Origin of the sequence: Nostoc sp. 'Peltigera membranacea cyanobiont' 210A, from assembly GCF_002246015.1 — a bacterium.
Taxonomy (GTDB): Bacteria; Cyanobacteriota; Cyanobacteriia; order Cyanobacteriales; family Nostocaceae; genus Nostoc.
This window is the reverse complement of the sequence record NZ_NOLJ01000007.1, coordinates 415,953-431,798: the sequence shown is the minus strand read 5'-3', so window position 1 is coordinate 431,798 and position 15,846 is coordinate 415,953. Positions and strand designations below refer to the sequence as shown.

General features: G+C 40.8%; 14 protein-coding genes. 9 read left to right on the top strand and 5 right to left on the bottom strand.

The window, feature by feature from the left end; all coding sequences use genetic code 11:
* Nucleotides 1-162: 162 nt before the first annotated feature.
* The 3 genes from CDG76_RS23950 to CDG76_RS23940 all read right to left on the bottom strand — a co-directional run bounded on the left by CDG76_RS23950 (nucleotide 163) and on the right by CDG76_RS23940 (nucleotide 1,706).
* Nucleotides 163-366, bottom strand: coding sequence for a hypothetical protein (locus tag CDG76_RS23950; RefSeq protein ID WP_094351396.1), 204 nt, complete (start codon nucleotides 364-366; stop codon nucleotides 163-165).
* A gap of 10 nt (nucleotides 367-376) precedes the next feature.
* A complete protein-coding gene (def, locus tag CDG76_RS23945) occupies nucleotides 377-940 on the bottom strand; it encodes a peptide deformylase (RefSeq protein ID WP_094351395.1) in 564 nt (187 codons plus the stop codon).
* Between the two features lie 478 nt (nucleotides 941-1,418).
* On the bottom strand, nucleotides 1,419-1,706 hold the full coding sequence (locus tag CDG76_RS23940; RefSeq protein ID WP_094351394.1) for a Mo-dependent nitrogenase C-terminal domain-containing protein: 288 nt from the start codon (nucleotides 1,704-1,706) through the stop codon (nucleotides 1,419-1,421).
* Between the two features lie 383 nt (nucleotides 1,707-2,089).
* On the opposite strand from CDG76_RS23940, the gene CDG76_RS23935 reads away from it, so the two are divergent.
* Nucleotides 2,090-2,992, top strand: coding sequence for a cell division protein FtsX (locus tag CDG76_RS23935; protein WP_094351393.1), 903 nt, complete (start codon nucleotides 2,090-2,092; stop codon nucleotides 2,990-2,992).
* Nucleotides 2,993-3,020: 28 nt separating this feature from the next.
* Here the strand turns inward: CDG76_RS23935 and CDG76_RS39185 are convergent, their stop codons facing one another.
* Nucleotides 3,021-3,155: a hypothetical protein gene (locus tag CDG76_RS39185; protein ID WP_262984355.1), complete on the bottom strand. Its 135-nt coding sequence runs from the start codon at nucleotides 3,153-3,155 to the stop codon at nucleotides 3,021-3,023.
* Nucleotides 3,156-3,462: 307 nt separating this feature from the next.
* Between CDG76_RS39185 and CDG76_RS23930 the strand changes: the two genes are divergently transcribed.
* The 6 genes from CDG76_RS23930 to CDG76_RS23905 all read left to right on the top strand — a co-directional run bounded on the left by CDG76_RS23930 (nucleotide 3,463) and on the right by CDG76_RS23905 (nucleotide 11,382).
* Nucleotides 3,463-4,275 (top strand): DUF3598 family protein, encoded by an 813-nt coding sequence (locus tag CDG76_RS23930; RefSeq protein ID WP_094351392.1) that lies wholly within the window; start codon nucleotides 3,463-3,465, stop codon nucleotides 4,273-4,275.
* Nucleotides 4,276-4,572: 297 nt separating this feature from the next.
* Nucleotides 4,573-4,932: a hypothetical protein gene (locus CDG76_RS23925; protein WP_190240961.1), complete on the top strand. Its 360-nt coding sequence runs from the start codon at nucleotides 4,573-4,575 to the stop codon at nucleotides 4,930-4,932.
* A gap of 504 nt (nucleotides 4,933-5,436) precedes the next feature.
* Entirely contained in the window at nucleotides 5,437-6,240 is an 804-nt protein-coding gene (locus tag CDG76_RS23920) for a HEAT repeat domain-containing protein (protein WP_094351390.1), read from the top strand.
* A complete protein-coding gene (locus CDG76_RS23915; RefSeq protein WP_094351389.1) occupies nucleotides 6,230-8,398 on the top strand; it encodes a pentapeptide repeat-containing protein in 2,169 nt (722 codons plus the stop codon). The genes CDG76_RS23920 and CDG76_RS23915 overlap by 11 nt, the downstream gene beginning before the upstream one ends.
* A gap of 186 nt (nucleotides 8,399-8,584) precedes the next feature.
* On the top strand, nucleotides 8,585-9,481 hold the full coding sequence (locus tag CDG76_RS23910; protein WP_190240960.1) for a HEAT repeat domain-containing protein: 897 nt from the start codon (nucleotides 8,585-8,587) through the stop codon (nucleotides 9,479-9,481).
* A gap of 389 nt (nucleotides 9,482-9,870) precedes the next feature.
* Complete coding sequence (locus CDG76_RS23905) at nucleotides 9,871-11,382, top strand: BamA/TamA family outer membrane protein (RefSeq protein ID WP_094351505.1); 1,512 nt, start codon at nucleotides 9,871-9,873, stop codon at nucleotides 11,380-11,382.
* 105 nt (nucleotides 11,383-11,487) lie between these two features.
* Here the strand turns inward: CDG76_RS23905 and CDG76_RS23900 are convergent, their stop codons facing one another.
* Nucleotides 11,488-12,165: a hypothetical protein gene (locus CDG76_RS23900; protein ID WP_094351387.1), complete on the bottom strand. Its 678-nt coding sequence runs from the start codon at nucleotides 12,163-12,165 to the stop codon at nucleotides 11,488-11,490.
* 481 nt (nucleotides 12,166-12,646) lie between these two features.
* Between CDG76_RS23900 and CDG76_RS23895 the strand changes: the two genes are divergently transcribed.
* Together CDG76_RS23895 and CDG76_RS23890 are read left to right on the top strand one after the other, a co-directional pair.
* Complete coding sequence (locus tag CDG76_RS23895) at nucleotides 12,647-13,966, top strand: dihydroorotase (protein WP_094351386.1); 1,320 nt, start codon at nucleotides 12,647-12,649, stop codon at nucleotides 13,964-13,966.
* A gap of 674 nt (nucleotides 13,967-14,640) precedes the next feature.
* On the top strand, nucleotides 14,641-15,816 hold the full coding sequence (locus CDG76_RS23890) for a patatin-like phospholipase family protein (protein WP_094351385.1): 1,176 nt from the start codon (nucleotides 14,641-14,643) through the stop codon (nucleotides 15,814-15,816).
* The last annotated feature ends 30 nt before the right edge of the window (nucleotides 15,817-15,846 follow it).

The following is a 15,846-nucleotide window of genomic DNA, read 5'->3' as shown; positions in this document are numbered from 1 at the left end:
TGGAGAGCAAAGGGGAGCAGGGAGCAGGGAGCAGGGGGAAGACAACAAAATATTATCTGAGTAAATTGGATAATTTATTTTCTGGAAGTCCCAAAAATAAAAGGTAAAAGAATGAATTTTGCCTTTTCCTTCATCCCTTTACCTTTTTTATGTACCTGATGCTTATTTCATGTTAGCCCTTGCGTCCTTAACTGCGGCAAAGAAAAATAATCCTGTGAGTGGAATGCTCAATACCAGGATAATTGCCGTGGCTGTGAAACCAAAATCTGGTTGTCCGTAACCGAGTTCAAAAATCGAACCGACGGCGGCGATCGCACTTACACAAGAACCACCGAGAAATAAACTGCTTTTTGGAGTTAAATACACTATTGCCCCCCTATGCTATTGGTTTCACCGCTTGATACGAGAAGCCATTCTTAGATAGCTCCTGGGCTAAAGTCAAGGAGTTTTCTACACGGTCTACAAATACCACGCCGTTAAGGTGATCCATCTCGTGCTGAATGCAGCGTCCCAGGAGGTCATTAGCTTTTAATGTCCGAGGACGACCATACTCGTCTTTATAGGCAATTTCTACGACTTCGGGGCGCTTCACGTCTAAATATACGTTGGGAATACTCAAGCATCCTTCTTGGGCAACAGAGAGGTCGCGGCTGACTTGTTTAATGGTGGGGTTAATCAACACCAAAGGCTGATTAGCTGCGTTCTCTGGTTCCAGGTCGATGACAATTAATTGTTTGTGAATTCCTACTTGGGGCGCAGCCAAACCAATGCCATCTTTGCTGTACATAGTTTGCAGCATTTCGCGCACTATTTGGCGAAGTTCGTCATCAACTTTAGAAATCCGCTTTGCAGCTTGACGCAGCACGCGATCGCCTAAATAATGAAGCTCCAAAGGTGGATTTTTTAACTTTTTTTTCTCGACAGCAATTTCAGAGGGCATGAGTCTCGATGGCTAGATGGTGAAAATTCCGTACTATTTTCATTCTATCAATCTCAGTTAGAGGATGTTTAAAAAGTCCTGGAGTATAGCAAAAACCCATCTGCCATTCCTCTTTTTGCTTGCCTAACGGCAGGCTGATGCCAAGAGTGAGAGGCTGTGAAACCCTTATTTATTATAAATAAAGCTTGCTAGGAGGGTTACGTCTCCGAGTTTGTATTGTTAGCAATAATACTTTTTAAACATCCCCTTAGACGTAGTACCAATCTCCAAAATAATTATTGTGAAGTCACGTTGCACCATACTTGGAGCGATCCTTTTATCGAGGCTGACATCATTAAACAGTACTTTTAAATGTGAAATTGATTGTCAGTCGTTCACCAGTCTATTTCTGATTTACATCTGATTGCAACTAGAATTTCTCTACAATTTTTCTTAGCAAAAAGATTTTTTCAATCTATTTTTTGATGTAAACCTATGTTTAACAATATTTTCTGGCATCCTCACCACATTCATTGACTAAATATAATAAACACTTAAAACGAAGACCAACTATCTGTTCATAAAGAGGGTTCAATTTACATAAAGGTGGAATGCGAAGCAGAGTCCGACCGAAAACTGTAACGGTTCTTTCAAAAGGGCAATTGGAAGGAATGATCTTGCACAATAGTCTGGCTAGATTAGAATTATGTATTTCTACGGACTCAAGCTGATAGCGGATCTGGTTTAAGAAGCTATTGTCCAAATTGGCTTTATTTAATAAGTTCATGGTTTAACTTTCCTTAAATCAATCTGTTTCTCCCTATCAAATTACTACGATCTCCAGAGAAAAACATCGTATAAATACCAAACTATTTCCCCACTTTTTGGAGGTCAGTTTAAAGAACAGTAGAATTGCTGAGAAACTAAAACAGCTAGCCAATTATTATCAATAACTGTTAGAGGCAATAGTGAATATATCTATGGCAAATGGCATGAAGAGCGAGTAAATGGTCAAGGCAGCAGGAGGACAGAAGAAGGAAGTAGCAATAAATAAAAGCTGAGATATTGGCAAACTTTGCACCATTGACTATAAATAGTGGTGTTATTGACGCAAAGACGCAAAAGCTGAACTTATTGCTTTGGCGTTAAGTTCAAATTCTGAGGTGATGTGTGTTTAAATCTTTCACGAAACTTGATTATCTGCTGAAAGAAACTTTCCTCGGTTTACTGCGGGGAGGTTGGATGAATTGGGCTGCTGTCAGCACTGTGACGGTGTTACTGTTTTTATTCGGCTTGAGTTTGCAAACCTCTTGGCAAGTTGAAAAACTTCTCTATCAGTTTGGTAGCCAGCTAGAAGTATCAGTTTATCTCGAACCGGATACGCAAATTGAAAGTATTGAGCCACTAATCGCTAAAATGCCAGAGGTGGCGGCGATAAAAACCATTACCAAAGAAGAAGCTTGGACTAAGTTAGTTAAGGAAATGAGAATTTCTGATATTGAGGGTGCTACCCAGCAGTTAGGTGAGAATCCTCTGGTTGATGAGATGAAGGTAAAAGCACGTAATTCTCAAGTTGTACCAACCTTAGCAACACAGTTGGCTAAATTACGAGGAGTTGAGACGGTGCAGTATGTCGATGAAGCCGTTAAACGCATTGCCCAGTTGCACCGGGGTCTGAACTGGATTACTTTAACAATTACGATGATTCTGACTTTAACAGCGATCGCAGTGACTACCACCACAATTAGGCTGATTGTCATGGCGCGTCGCCAGGAAATTGAAATTATGCAACTAGTGGGAGCGACTTCTGTTTGGATTTACCTCCCGTTCATTTTACAAGGAATTGTCTTTGGTTTGGTTGGTGGTGCGATCGCTTGGAGTTTCATTTCTGTAATTCAACAGTTTCTCGGTAAGTTGCTAGTCAATCAACCTGAGTTTATCCAAGTCATCACCAACAGAGTGCAACTCACGCCAGCAGAAATTTTATTATTGCCCCTGATTCTTTTGAGTTTCGGTGCAGGTGTAGGATTAATGGGGAGCTTATTTGCTGTCCGACGTTTTGCTAAAGGATAGTCATTGGTCATTAGTCCTTTGTCATTGGTCATTTGTCCTCTGAACTCGGAACTCCGACTTCTGAACTCGGAACTTCGACTTCTGAACTCGGAACTTCGACTTCTGAACTCGGAACTCCGACTTCTGAACTCAGAACTTTGACCTCTGAACTCGAAATTTTCAAAATTTTAAAAGAATAACTGAAGTTTTGCTTGAACGAATATGAAATTAAACCTATATATCAACTTAACAGGGCTAATCAAATGACAAATAACAAATGATATCATGTCCGCTTGATTACTTATCAAACCCGAAGAACCCCACCCCGCCAAAGCTACGCTTTGTCTCCCCTCCCCGCAAGCGGGGAGGGGATTAAGGGGTGGGGTGCAATGACTGTGGGAATCATAAACTAATTATGCGGACATGATATGACCAATGACCAATGACCAATGACAAATGACCAATGACAAATAACAAATGACAAAATCACTATGAAATCGCAATGGGAATGTTTTTTGCAGAATCTCGGTGTTTGGGAAGGTTCATTTACGAATTTTTCTCCCCAAGGAACACTTTTGAACGATACTCCTAGTCGTCTTTCCCTAGAAGGTTTGAACAATAACCAGACAGTGCGTTTAACTCTATGCCGTTCTGGACGAGATGATTTAGTTAAAGAATATAGTTCTCTGGGGCGGAGTCTACTATTTTTTGAAAATGGTTCCTTTTCAGAAGGTTTAATTCAGCTAGGGCCATTTTCCGAATTTGGTGGAGAACTTGCTTTTGTTCATGAAAATCGCCGCTTGCGTCTGGTACAACTGTTTGATACTACCGGTCAGCTAAAGGAATTAATTTTAATTCGAGAACATCTCGCTGGAACCCCAGCAACAGAACGTCCAACTTTACAGATAAATGATTTGTTGGGAGAATGGCAAGGTCAAGCAGTAACAATATATCCAGATTGGCGATCGCCTCATACTTACTCTACAACTTTAAAATTACAACTTGATGATGCTGGGCGATTAATTCAAAATACATCTTTTGCAGAACGCACAATTACCTCAACTGCTACCATCAAAGGCCCCATCGTTCTCTTTGACCAAGATCCAGAAAAGCAAGTGCAAGTATTATTTTTACCAGATGGCGCTTCTGCAACTTCACCTCTCAAGGTGCAGTTACGTCAACCATTTTTTATAGAAGCGGGTTGGTTAATCCAGCCAAACCTGCGCCAGAGGATGATTCGCAGCTACAACGATAAAGGTGAATGGGTTAGTCTGACATTAGTTATTGAAGAAAGAAAGCTTTGATATAGCGGTTTGCAGTTGAGTTAAATACAGACCTAACCCCCAACCCCTTCGCTACCTCTCCCTAACCCTCTCCTAAGAGGCTACGGTGTACACACAAGTCGAATTACCCCCCTTAATCACCCCAATAAACAGGGGGAAAAAGAAATCTAGTTCCCTCTCCTAAGAGGCTACGGTGTATACACAAGTCAAATTACCCCCCTTAATCCCCCCTTGGAAAGGGTGGAAACAGGAATCTAGTTCCCTCCCCAATACATACGGGGAGGGTTAGGGTGGGGTAAAACTGACGCGAAAAGCCAGGTGAGTAAACTATTTCAGACTTGTGTATACACCGTAGTCTCTAAAGGAGGGTTAGGGTGGGGTAAAATCCAGGTTTGCAAGCTATTTCAGCGATCGCATTTGTTACTTCGGGGTTCGCATTTGCTATTTCGGGGTTCGCATTTGCTATTTCGGGGTTCGCATTTGCTATTTCGGGGTTCGCATTTGCTATTTCGGGGTTCGCATTTGCTATTTCGGGGTTCGCATTTGCTATTTCGGCGACAGCATTTGTTATTTCGGCGGACTCATTTGTTATTTCGGCGTGTCCATTACGCACCCTACGAAACTACGAGAAGAGTTGAAACCTATGCTGGTCATACTTATGTGTATACCCTAGCCTAAGAGCAGAGGGAAGCAGAAAAACTTTTGTTGCTAGAAGGGGATTAAGACTCAAAACTGTACTGTACCGAATGGCACTAAGAAAAGCTGAAACCTCCTTGCTGGCAGGGTGTGGGAGGTGTGGGGGGTGTGGGAGGCAATGCAGCGTTCATTGATGTGCAGTTATTCAATTTCTCCTCTTTCTCCCCACCCTCCCCACACCTCCCACACTTCCCACTCTCCCCACACTCAAAAATCTTGTTATATCAGGGCTTTGCGATTAACTTAGTGCCATTCTGTACTGTACCCAAGCGAGAACCGCTATATCATGTCCGCATAATTTATTGTCTAACAGTATTTTTACTGGTTACACTTATTAAAGGTGTATATTGTTTGACAATTAGTTTGTTTTGCAAATAACCTGGATAATACAATTTAATTTTATAGCTATACTTACGCATTTAGAATAAATTAAGTTGTAATTACTACTTATTTCTGCTTAAAACTATTTGTTGATGGAGGTTATACTTGACTCAGAAGCAATGGAAATCTAGAACAGCATCTGTAATTATCGCTTTGGCTGCATTAGGAGCTATAAACTTACCTCAGTTAGCCGATACAAAAGCGATCGCTCAAACTCCATCAGTGGAACCTCTATGTAATGAAACAGACATTAAACAGTATATTCAGCAATTAAATGAATTTGAAAAATTTGAAAATGTTAATTTTAATGCCTTAGTCGCTTGCAACTCAAAAGCAGTTCCTGCTCTCATCAAAGCCCTAGAAAATCAGGATGAAGACTTTCGGATTATTACAATTGCTGCGCTCGGTGAAATTGGCACGAAAGCAGCACCAGCTGTACCTCTATTAACTAAATCATTAGAAGATACAAGTAAGGATGTTAGGGTAATGGCTGTCCATGCTCTTAAGCAAATTGGTCAAAACCCAGTTCGCCCTCTTGTTCAAGCTCTTAAAAGTAAAAATTTGATTATTCGTTACAGGGCTGCTAAAGCTCTAGGACAATTTGGTATAGAAGCAAGACATGCTGTTCCGGCTTTGTTGAAGACTGCTCTAAAAGATACAAGTGCCAAAGTAAGTTATGCAGCTGTGAATGCTCTTAGAGAGATTAACGCAGCTATAATAATTTACGAATCTATAGACATATTTGAACTTGACTTATGCACGACCTGTAGTGATTCTAGTCATATATCACGAACAGTAAAAAAGCGTCTAAGTGCTAACTCTCCTGTAATGTGCAGAATACCAGCAATCGGGGATCTACTAAGATGGAAATGCCCTAGAGTGCAACGGGTAAACAATAATGGTAGATGAATTTCACCGTGCTAGTTTACAGGGTGCAGATTTCCGGGGAAAAAACCTCGCAGCCGCGAACTTCAGCCACGCCGATATCCGAGGTGCAGACTTCCGTGATGCTATTTTAATTGGTGCTAACTTCCGCAATACCAAAGCAGGTTTACCAATTTTTTGGGCGATTGGCTTAGTTGTATTGTCACTAATTTTATCATTATTTGCAGGATTAATCTCAGCTTATGCTGGTGCTTTTATCGCTGATTTATTAAGTGATAATATTTATGAAAATTTATTTTTCGGTATTCTTTCCTTAATCACCTTAGCGATATTTTTGATTATTATTTTCTGGCAAGGATTAGGAGCAATACTAACAATACTAGCTGAAGTAGTAGCTGCTTGCTTAATCGCAGCACTGGCTTTTCTTCCAGAAAATGAAACGGGAAGAAATTTAGTAATTGGTGCAGTATTTACTACCCTAGCTTTAACTGGTGTGCTTGCCGGAATTGGCAATATGGCTGTAGCTGTAGCTGTAGCAAGAGTAATGACTTTACCAAAAGCGAGAACTTTAGCAGGAGTAATGGCTTTTATCGGTGCTGTACTTGGCGTTTTACTAGGAGTTAGGTCACAGGAGTCAGCTTACCTTATAGCGGGGTTGATTGGTTTAGCTGCGATCGCATCTGGTATTTATATTGGTTGGCAAGCCATAGCTGGAGAAAAAAAATATTCGCTAATTCGAGTGCTGGCAATTGGTATGGTTGCTCAAAAAGGAACCAATTTTCGGGGTGCAGATTTAACAGATGCTGACTTTACCCAAGCTACCCTCAAAAGTGTGGATTTGAGAAAAGCTACCCTTACCCGTACCTGTTGGTTTGGTGTACAAAAACTAGAACAAGCTCGTGTTGAAGGCACATATTTAGAACATCCAAAGGTGCAACAGTTGCTAATCACTAAAGATGGCCGAGAGCAAAAGTTTGATCGCCTAGATTTGCGAGAACTCAACCTTAAAGATGCTAATCTGCAAGATGCTAGCTTGATACGTGCTGATCTCAGCGCAGCTACTTTACAGAATGCTAATTTATCAGGGGCAAAACTTGCCCAAGCACAGCTATATGATACTAACTTAACGCAAGCTTGTTTAACTGGAGCCTATATTGAAAATTGGGGTATTTCCACTGACACCCAACTAGATGCGGTAAAGTGCGAGTACATTTATATGCAACTACCGACTAAGGACGACCCAGATCCTTGTCGTAAACCTGATAATCGACAGGAAACCTTTAATGAAGGAGATTTTGCTGATTTTATTGCCCCGATTCTTAAAACTCTTGACCTGTACCAAACTCAAAATGTTGATTTGCGCGACATAGGCAAGAAGTTCAAAACTCTTGACCTATTTCACTATGAAGGGATTGATCCAAGTGCTGCCGCTATTGCCATTACACAGTTAGCAGAGAATCACCCAGAAGCTGAGTTAGAAATAGTAGCACTGGAAGGTAGAGGTCAAGAAAAAGTTCGACTTCAAGCTAAAGTTGCTGGTAATGCAAATCGCTCTGAACTATACAAAGAATATTTTCAGAAATATAGTGAAATTCAATCTTTACCTTATAGTGATTTACAAGCACTTTTGTTAGGAGTCCAAGAAAAAGATGAAAGAATTAGGAGTTTGGAAAAACTCTTAGAGAGTGCCATTCATCAGCCCAAATTTTATGTAGAGACTTATCAAAATCAAGGAGAATTTATTATGTCAGAAAGTAAAGGTAATGTTAATATTAGCGGAGTTCAAGGAAGTGTTAGTGGTGTTGCAGTAGCAGGTGAAAACCAAACTATGACCGGAGTTGCAATTGGAGCAATTAGCGGCTCAGTCACCAATACTATTAGTCAATTACCAGACTCTTCTGAATCAGGCAAAGTTGGCATCAAAGAGTTGTTAACTGAACTACAAGCAGCTATTGAGGCAGAATCAGATTTACCTGATGAAGATAAAGTAGAAGCTTTAGAGCAAGTAAAAGCTTTAGCAGATGCAGGGCAAAAGCCTGAAGATGGTGCGCTTCAAAAGGCTGCGAAAACAGCCATGAAGATTTTGAAAGGTACTGTTTCTAGCTTGCCTGAAGCAGCAAAACTTGCAGAGGCATGTACTAAAATACTGCCGATAATTAGCAAAGTTTTGCTTCTAGTATAAACCTGTTTAAATAAACATTGTTTCTGAAAGTAAATGAATAACAAGATAAAACCTAAAAGTAGTTATCTTAATACTTCATCAATGTGCGATCTGCTCTATTTTTATAAGTGAGATACATGTATTCATGCTAAGTGAGTTGTAATGAATACGCATTTTTTTAATAAGTGTTTTTTGCAGGAGGTTGTTTTGATTGAGAATCAATGGAAATCTGGAACAGCAGCTATATTTATGACTTTGGCTGTGCTGGGAGCTATAACCTTACCCCAGTTTACGAATGCAACAGCACTCGCTCAAACTCCATCGGTTCAACCTCAATGTACGGAAGCAGACATTAAACAGCATATTCAGCAATTAAACAAAGGTGAAAGCACTGATATAAAACTGTTAGTAGCCTGCGACTCAAAAGCTGTTCCTGCTCTTATCAAAGCCCTCGACGAAAATAAAGACGAAAACTTTAACATCATCACAATTGCTGTACTTGGTGATATTGGTGCGTCAGCAGCACCAGCAGTTCCTGTATTAAATGGATTATTAAAGGATACAAGACAAAATATTCCTATTGTTGTTGTTTATGCTCTAGGACAAATAATTGGTAAAGACGCTGTTAAACCTCTAATTCAGGCTCTCAAAGATAAAAATGAGGATGTTCGTTCCAGTGCTGCTAACGCACTTGGACAAATTGGTAAAGATGCAGTTCCGGCTCTCATTATTGCTCTAAAAGATCCAGATAGTAATATCCGCGCTGGTGCTGCTAATGCTTTAGGGCAAATTGGCGCAAATGCAAAAGATGCAGTTCCCTATTTAAACACTGCTCGTATAGATAGAAATGGTAAGGTACGCTCTGCAATAACTAATGCCCTAAAAGAAATTAAAATAGCTATGAATGCCGTAGAAGATGTTAAAAGATATAATTCAAGATTAAACCTGGTATGCCGAGGTTTTCCCCTGCCTGGTGAACCCCAAACTCACTGTCAGCATTCGTATACTTTAAGAGAAGAAACAGTCCTTTATCTGAAAAAGAAACCCCCTGTAATGTGCAAAAATCCTGTAATCAAAGCTGTACTTAGATGGAAATGCTCCTGAGTGCAACTGGTAAAGAATAATGACAAATCAATGTCCGCGAAATCACCTGTAATAAGCAGTTTATAGTGCAATACAGTTCAGTTAAGCATTTCTTTCTTCTCTCAGTGTCCTCTGCGCCTCTGTGGTTCGTTAAAAAAATTGACTTTGACAAAGAGTTTTAGCCTTAACTGAACCGTATTGGTTTATAGTGGGGGCTTCATTCCCCAAAGCCAGGACTCAAGTCCTGACTACGAACGAATATTTTTTATTCAGCTTGATGAACCGGACATGATATTACGGGGTGCAGACTAGCTATTAGTGACAACTTAAAAGGATATTTTCAAGATAGTCCTGTCGTAATGGGACAATTTAACTGTTCCCAAAATGCGGGTAATGATAAAACTTTATTTATGCGTATTCAAATAGCTGTAGTTGCGATCGCAGTCATCTTAATAGCTGGAGAAAATCTAGAGGCCGTTGCAGACTCTCAATCTTCTACCGAAGATAGCACTAGTAGTATTGTGGCAACAAAACCAACATTAGAGATAGAAGGAGGGTATGCAAAATATGGTGATTATATCGGATTAACTCCAGTAGATACCCAGTCTGTGGAGTTTTCTCAGAGAATTGTCAAAGATATCCAGATTCGTTTTGTCAATAACAAAGATCAATTGATCGATGACAAAGGTCAGCCGATCAAAGGACGCACTCAAAAAGAGTTTATCATTGGTCTGCTGAAACTCAAACCTGGTGAGGTATTCCGTGAAGATTTACTGGAAACAGACTTGCAACGATTGCGGAGATTAGAGTCATTTAATGAAGTCAATGTTTATCGACAAGAAGATGCCAACAGCGTTAATCTCATCTATGAAATTAAAGAGCGTAACTTCCCTTCTCTAATCTTAGGAGGCGGTAGTAACGAAGATGTTGGATTATTCGGTCGGGTGGGTTATAAAGATGAAAATATCAGCGGTCTTAACGATAAATTAGATACGACTGTACAAATCAGCGGTAAAGATGTCCAATTTAATGGTCAGTTTACTAGTCGTTATCGTCCTGAAGAACCAAACCGCTTAGGCTACAGCATCAAAGCTTTTCGTAATCGTAATATATCGGGAACCTTCAATGAAGATATCAAATTGTCTAACGGTGACAAAGTACGCGAGGGAAGGCTTGGCGGTTCTGTAGGAGTTTTACGATCTTTTGATGAGTGGGATGCAGGTATAAGTTTGAATTATACCAGAATTAGCCTACGCGATCGCGACTATAAAGTTGTACAGGTCGATAGTTTAGGGAATCCTTTATCTGTCAGCGGTACTGGTATTGATGACTTATTTACAGTATTATTTTCTGTATCCAGAGATCAACGCGATCGCCGAGAAAATCCGACTCAAGGATCGATTCTGACTCTCAGCACAGAACAAGCAATTCCGATTGGATTGGGTAATATTTCTAGCAACCGTCTACAGGGAGATTATATTCAGTATTTACCAGTCAGTTGGATCGGTAATGGTAGACCAACTGACAATCCAGAAATGTTGGCGATTAATTTACAAATTGGTACGACTATTGGCGACTTTCCACCAGCTGATGCTTTTAATATTGGTGGACTAAATTCTGTCAGAGGTTACGGCTATGGAAAAGTTGCCAGTGGTCGGAGTTATGGTTTAGCTTCTGTGGAATATCGGTTCCCAATTTTTTACTCAATCGGAGGAGTTCTTTTTACTGACTTCGCCTCAGATTTTGGGTCTAGCGAAACCGTGCTAGGAGAACCAGGAGTGCTACGAGATAAACCTGGAAGTGGGTTTGGTTACGGCTTAGGATTGCGCGTCAAGTCATCCTTTGGGCTGATTCGAGGTGATTTAGGAATTAGCGATCGAGGAGAACTTAGATTTGAAGTGACTACAGGTCAGCGATTTTAACGGGTGGCGGAAAAGTTGTAAAAAACTACTGAGGATTGCTTAATAACACACTCAGGGCTATTTGAGTGTGTCTAGTCCAAAAGGACATAATTTAAGACATTAGGATTACTTGCACATTTCTAACGTGCGGCGATCGCTGCTAGCGATCGAATTTAACCGATAAAAGTCTTGCAGAGCCAGGGAGTAAGCATAAGAATTGGACTCATCCTCACCAACCTTGGGCAGTCTATTGCTTGTAGCTACCTGATTCGATTGTTCAGAACTGGCTTCATTTGACGAACTATTAACCGTCATCGCCAACTCTCCTGATGGGTTGATTGTACCCTGAAAACAATTCAACTCTGATTGGGGCATATACAGCGCACCCCTCACCTTATCCTGCTGCTTTTGAAATATGATATAACCTTGACCAAGCTGGTTTGGTTTTGGGGATTGACCATAGAGGTAAATCCCATCTTTTACAGGAAAACTTGCTTTTGGTAAAACTCCTGCGCTTTTTGTAGTTCCCCCATCGCCTGGAACCAGCGCTGTGATTGTAGTTACTGTTTTTCCGTCTCCAGAAGCCGCATTCAGTTGACTTCTTTGATCTCGAACTTTTCTCAGCTGCGACAAAAGAGAGTTTTCGGAGGTTTTGTGAATCCGAGCCGATGATAATCGAGAATCTGTAAATGATATTACTTGAGTCTGCTTGGCTAGAAAGCCCAAACCGAGAAGTAAGCCTAAGCCCGCGAGGGGAATTCCCCACTTTCGGGGAGATAATAACTGATGAAGGTTGTTAAGCACCCTACTTCTCCTGTTAAAAAACTAACTAAGTTCTCTAGAACTTACCTAAATCATAACCAAGTCTTAATTGTCAAAGACTTTATTCACGACTTATATTACTATTGTCCAAAAAAGAAAACTGTCAAAAACAAAAGTTTTTATTGGATTTCGTTCTACAATCTTAGATTACCATCAGTTAGAGTCTTTCTAACAGAGGGCAGAAGGCGGTGTTTCGACTACGCTCAACAACCAGGTAGGGGGTAGGAGGTTTGAATTTAGATGAGGCTTCTATATGAGACGATCTCGCGTTCAACCCTATCTAATTGCAGTCCACCAAATCGGAGATTTTGGTGGGGTACTTAAACCCTTACTGCCTCTCTTGTTAAAAATAAACTTTTTTTTAAGGCGCGGCAAAAATTGGTTACTCCGATCGCGAATAAGTTTAACCTAAAAGCATGGTTCTCTGTAATACATAACTCGCTGTCTAAACTTGGTTATCCCTATGTCATCTCCAAAAATGTTACTGATTCGCCGCGCTCGCATAATCTTACCCGATGGTGAACTGATGGTTGGGGATGTGTTGACGCGCGATCGCCAAATAGTTGAAGTTGCGCCAGAAATCTCCCAAACAGCACTAGTCACTGAAATTGACGCAGAAGGCTTAACTTTGTTGCCAGGAGTTATCGATCCGCAGGTGCATTTCCGGGAACCTGGACTAGAACACAAAGAAGATTTATTCACCGCCAGTTGTGCCTGTGCTAAAGGGGGAGTCACTTCTTTTTTAGAAATGCCCAATACGCGCCCCCTAACTACGACACAACAGGCTCTAGACGACAAGCTAGAACGGGCCTCACACAAATCCTTAGTTAATTATGGCTTTTTTATTGGGGCAACAGCAGAGAATTTACCAGATTTGCTTTTAGCAAAGCCAACACCGGGAATTAAGATTTTCATGGGGTCGATGCATGGTCAGTTGTTGATTGATGGTGAAACAGCATTAGAGGCGATATTTGCCAAAGGCGATCGCTTAATTGCCGTTCATGCCGAAGACCAAGCTAGAATCAACCAACGCCGCCAAGAATTTGCCAACATTCACGATCCAGCCGTTCACTCGCAAATTCAAGATAATCAAGCGGCGTTGCTGGCAACCCAACTAGCATTAAAACTTTCTCAAAAATATCAACGTCGGTTGCATATTCTCCACATGTCAACTGCCGAAGAAGCAGATTTGCTGCGTCAGGAGAAACCGAGTTGGGTGACAGCGGAGGTGACACCACAGCATTTGTTATTAAATACTAGTGCATATAAAACAATTGGCACATTAGCACAGATGAATCCACCTTTGCGATCGCCCCACGATAACGAAGTTCTCTGGCAAGCTTTGCGCGATGGCGTGATTGATTTCATCGCGACAGATCACGCGCCGCACACCTTAGAAGAAAAAGCTCAAGAATATCCCAATAGCCCTTCAGGAATGCCTGGGGTGGAAACTTCCCTCGCTTTGATGTTAACTGCGGCAATGGAGGGAAAGTGTACTGTGGCTCAAGTTGTGAACTGGATGTCTAAAGCTGTAGCTGTGGCTTATGGTATTCCTAATAAGGGAGCGATCGCACCTGGTTACGATGCCGATTTGGTGCTTGTAGATTTAAACACATACCGCCCAGTCCAGCGCGAGGAACTTTTAACCAAATGCCATTGGAGTCCTTTTGAAGGCTGGAACCTGACTGGCTGGGCTAAAACCACCATTGTCGGCGGTGAAATAGTTTATGACAAAGGCCAGGTAAATACGCAAGTGCGGGGTCAAGCTTTAACTTTCTTGTAGCAAATATTAGACCTCTTGCATAAATCAAAAATAAGAAAGAACCCCACCCCGCCAAAGCTATGCTTTGTCTCCCCTCCCGAAGAGCGGGGAGGGGTTGGGGGTGGGGTGTTAGGGACTTTTGCAAGAGGTCTATTTATTTAACCTTACTAAAACCCTGAATTTACAGCAACTACATGAGATATATTCCTCCCCAACCTTCACGCCAGATTGCGCGGGTGGGATATTTCTTTACCTCACAACGTGGAAATTTGCTGTATTTCTAAGTGTTTCAAGTTAAATCATTACAAAGACGCGATAAATCGCCGTCTCTACGAAAGATTGACTATTGTAGAGACGGCAATTCATCGCGTCTCTTGCCTTAACCGAACAGTGTTGAGGGAGGCGGAGCCTCTAGGACGGCATTCCCAGTCGAAGACTGGGAACGAGACAATATCTAAAAGCTGGTTTTAGAATGGCTTTCACGTTAAGTTGACACCAATACTACGCATACCCGTTCTACGCAAAAGCAAGCTATACGTAGTGTCTCGTAGAGAAGGCACTTCGTTAAAAAAAACTTAGGTATTCTTCCAGTCGGATAAGTCGGATAAGTCGGATAAGAGTAAACAAGCTAATGGAATCGTATTGTGATTCATCTCATGATGCTTGTCCACAGAAAATAATCAAAGAGAATTGCTATGTCCTTCAAGATTTTGGCTTTAGACGGTGGCGGTATTCGTGGAATTGTTGCAGCACGAATACTTCAACAAGTAGAACAAGAAATTAGAACTCAGGGAAAAGGAGAGTTTTTACACGAATATTTTGACATGGTTGCTGGTACTTCTACTGGTTCAATATTAGCAGGAGGAATTGCTCTCGGAAATGAGAGTGATGACCTCATTAAAATGTATAAAAATAGAGGTAAAGATATATTCCCTCTAGAGATAAAAGAGCGCTACAAAAACTTTCCATCCATCATCAAATCAATTATTGATGTATTTTCCCCATCTAAATATTCTCATGATGGAATTACTAGCGTACTCAAAGATGCCTATAAATCCACAAGAATCAAGGATATCGAAAACCCTATTCTTTTGATTCTTGCTTACGATACGCTATATCGCAACACAACCTTTTTTACAAATTGTCATCCCGATTTAGGAGACAGATGGTACGATGACTGTTATTTATGGGAAATATGTACCGCTTCTGCCTCAGCACCTACTTTTTTTCCACCATATAAATTAGAACCTGTAGATAAACAAAAATTTGGTGACTGGGAATTTCCACACATTGATGGAGGAGTTTCTGCTAATAACCCTTCTCTTGCAGCTTTGAGTTTAGCGATGAGGATTAGTCAGTCTTCAGTATCTCCAGAAATCAAGCAACAATATAAACTAGATAATCTGCGATTGGAAGATATTTCTATTCTTTCTATTGGCACAGGTCAAACTGGTGAACCATATCAATATAAGCAAATCAGCAAATGGAGAGGCTTAGACTGGATCAAAAATCTTACTAACATCTTCATGGAACCTACATCTGAGATTGATAGTACGATTTGCCGACAAATCATGGGTGGATATGAGTCTAAACGTTACTTACGTCTTCAGTTTGACTTAAATGAGACATTTAAACCCAAGCCAAAAGAGACTTATAAAGATCCTCGCATTGTATTACCTCCAGAAGAGCGGAAAAATAAATTTACAGGGGAAAAAGTCACTGAACAAATAGATGATACTAATTCCGAGATTCTTCAGCAGTTAATAGATACTACCTCTGCATTTATCGATCAAGGTCTTACTTACTATACCAGGGACGATTCCGGTTCTCCGATAAAGAAGGCGATCGCGTCTTTTATTAGAGATAACTAGCAAACTGTGTCATTATTTACAACTGTCTAC

What these genes read in the sequence shown, in the direction of transcription:
- def (WP_094351395.1), bottom strand. Translation starts at nt 940, where the DNA reads ATGCCCTCTGAAATTGCTGTCGAGAAAAAAAAGTTAAAAAATCCACCT.
- CDG76_RS23940 (WP_094351394.1), bottom strand. Translation starts at nt 1,706, where the DNA reads ATGAACTTATTAAATAAAGCCAATTTGGACAATAGCTTCTTAAACCAG.
- CDG76_RS23930 (WP_094351392.1), top strand. Translation starts at nt 3,463, where the DNA reads ATGAAATCGCAATGGGAATGTTTTTTGCAGAATCTCGGTGTTTGGGAA.
- CDG76_RS23915 (WP_094351389.1), top strand. Translation starts at nt 6,230, where the DNA reads ATGGTAGATGAATTTCACCGTGCTAGTTTACAGGGTGCAGATTTCCGG.
- CDG76_RS23905 (WP_094351505.1), top strand. Translation starts at nt 9,871, where the DNA reads ATGCGTATTCAAATAGCTGTAGTTGCGATCGCAGTCATCTTAATAGCT.
- CDG76_RS23895 (WP_094351386.1), top strand. Translation starts at nt 12,647, where the DNA reads ATGTCATCTCCAAAAATGTTACTGATTCGCCGCGCTCGCATAATCTTA.
- CDG76_RS23890 (WP_094351385.1), top strand. Translation starts at nt 14,641, where the DNA reads ATGTCCTTCAAGATTTTGGCTTTAGACGGTGGCGGTATTCGTGGAATT.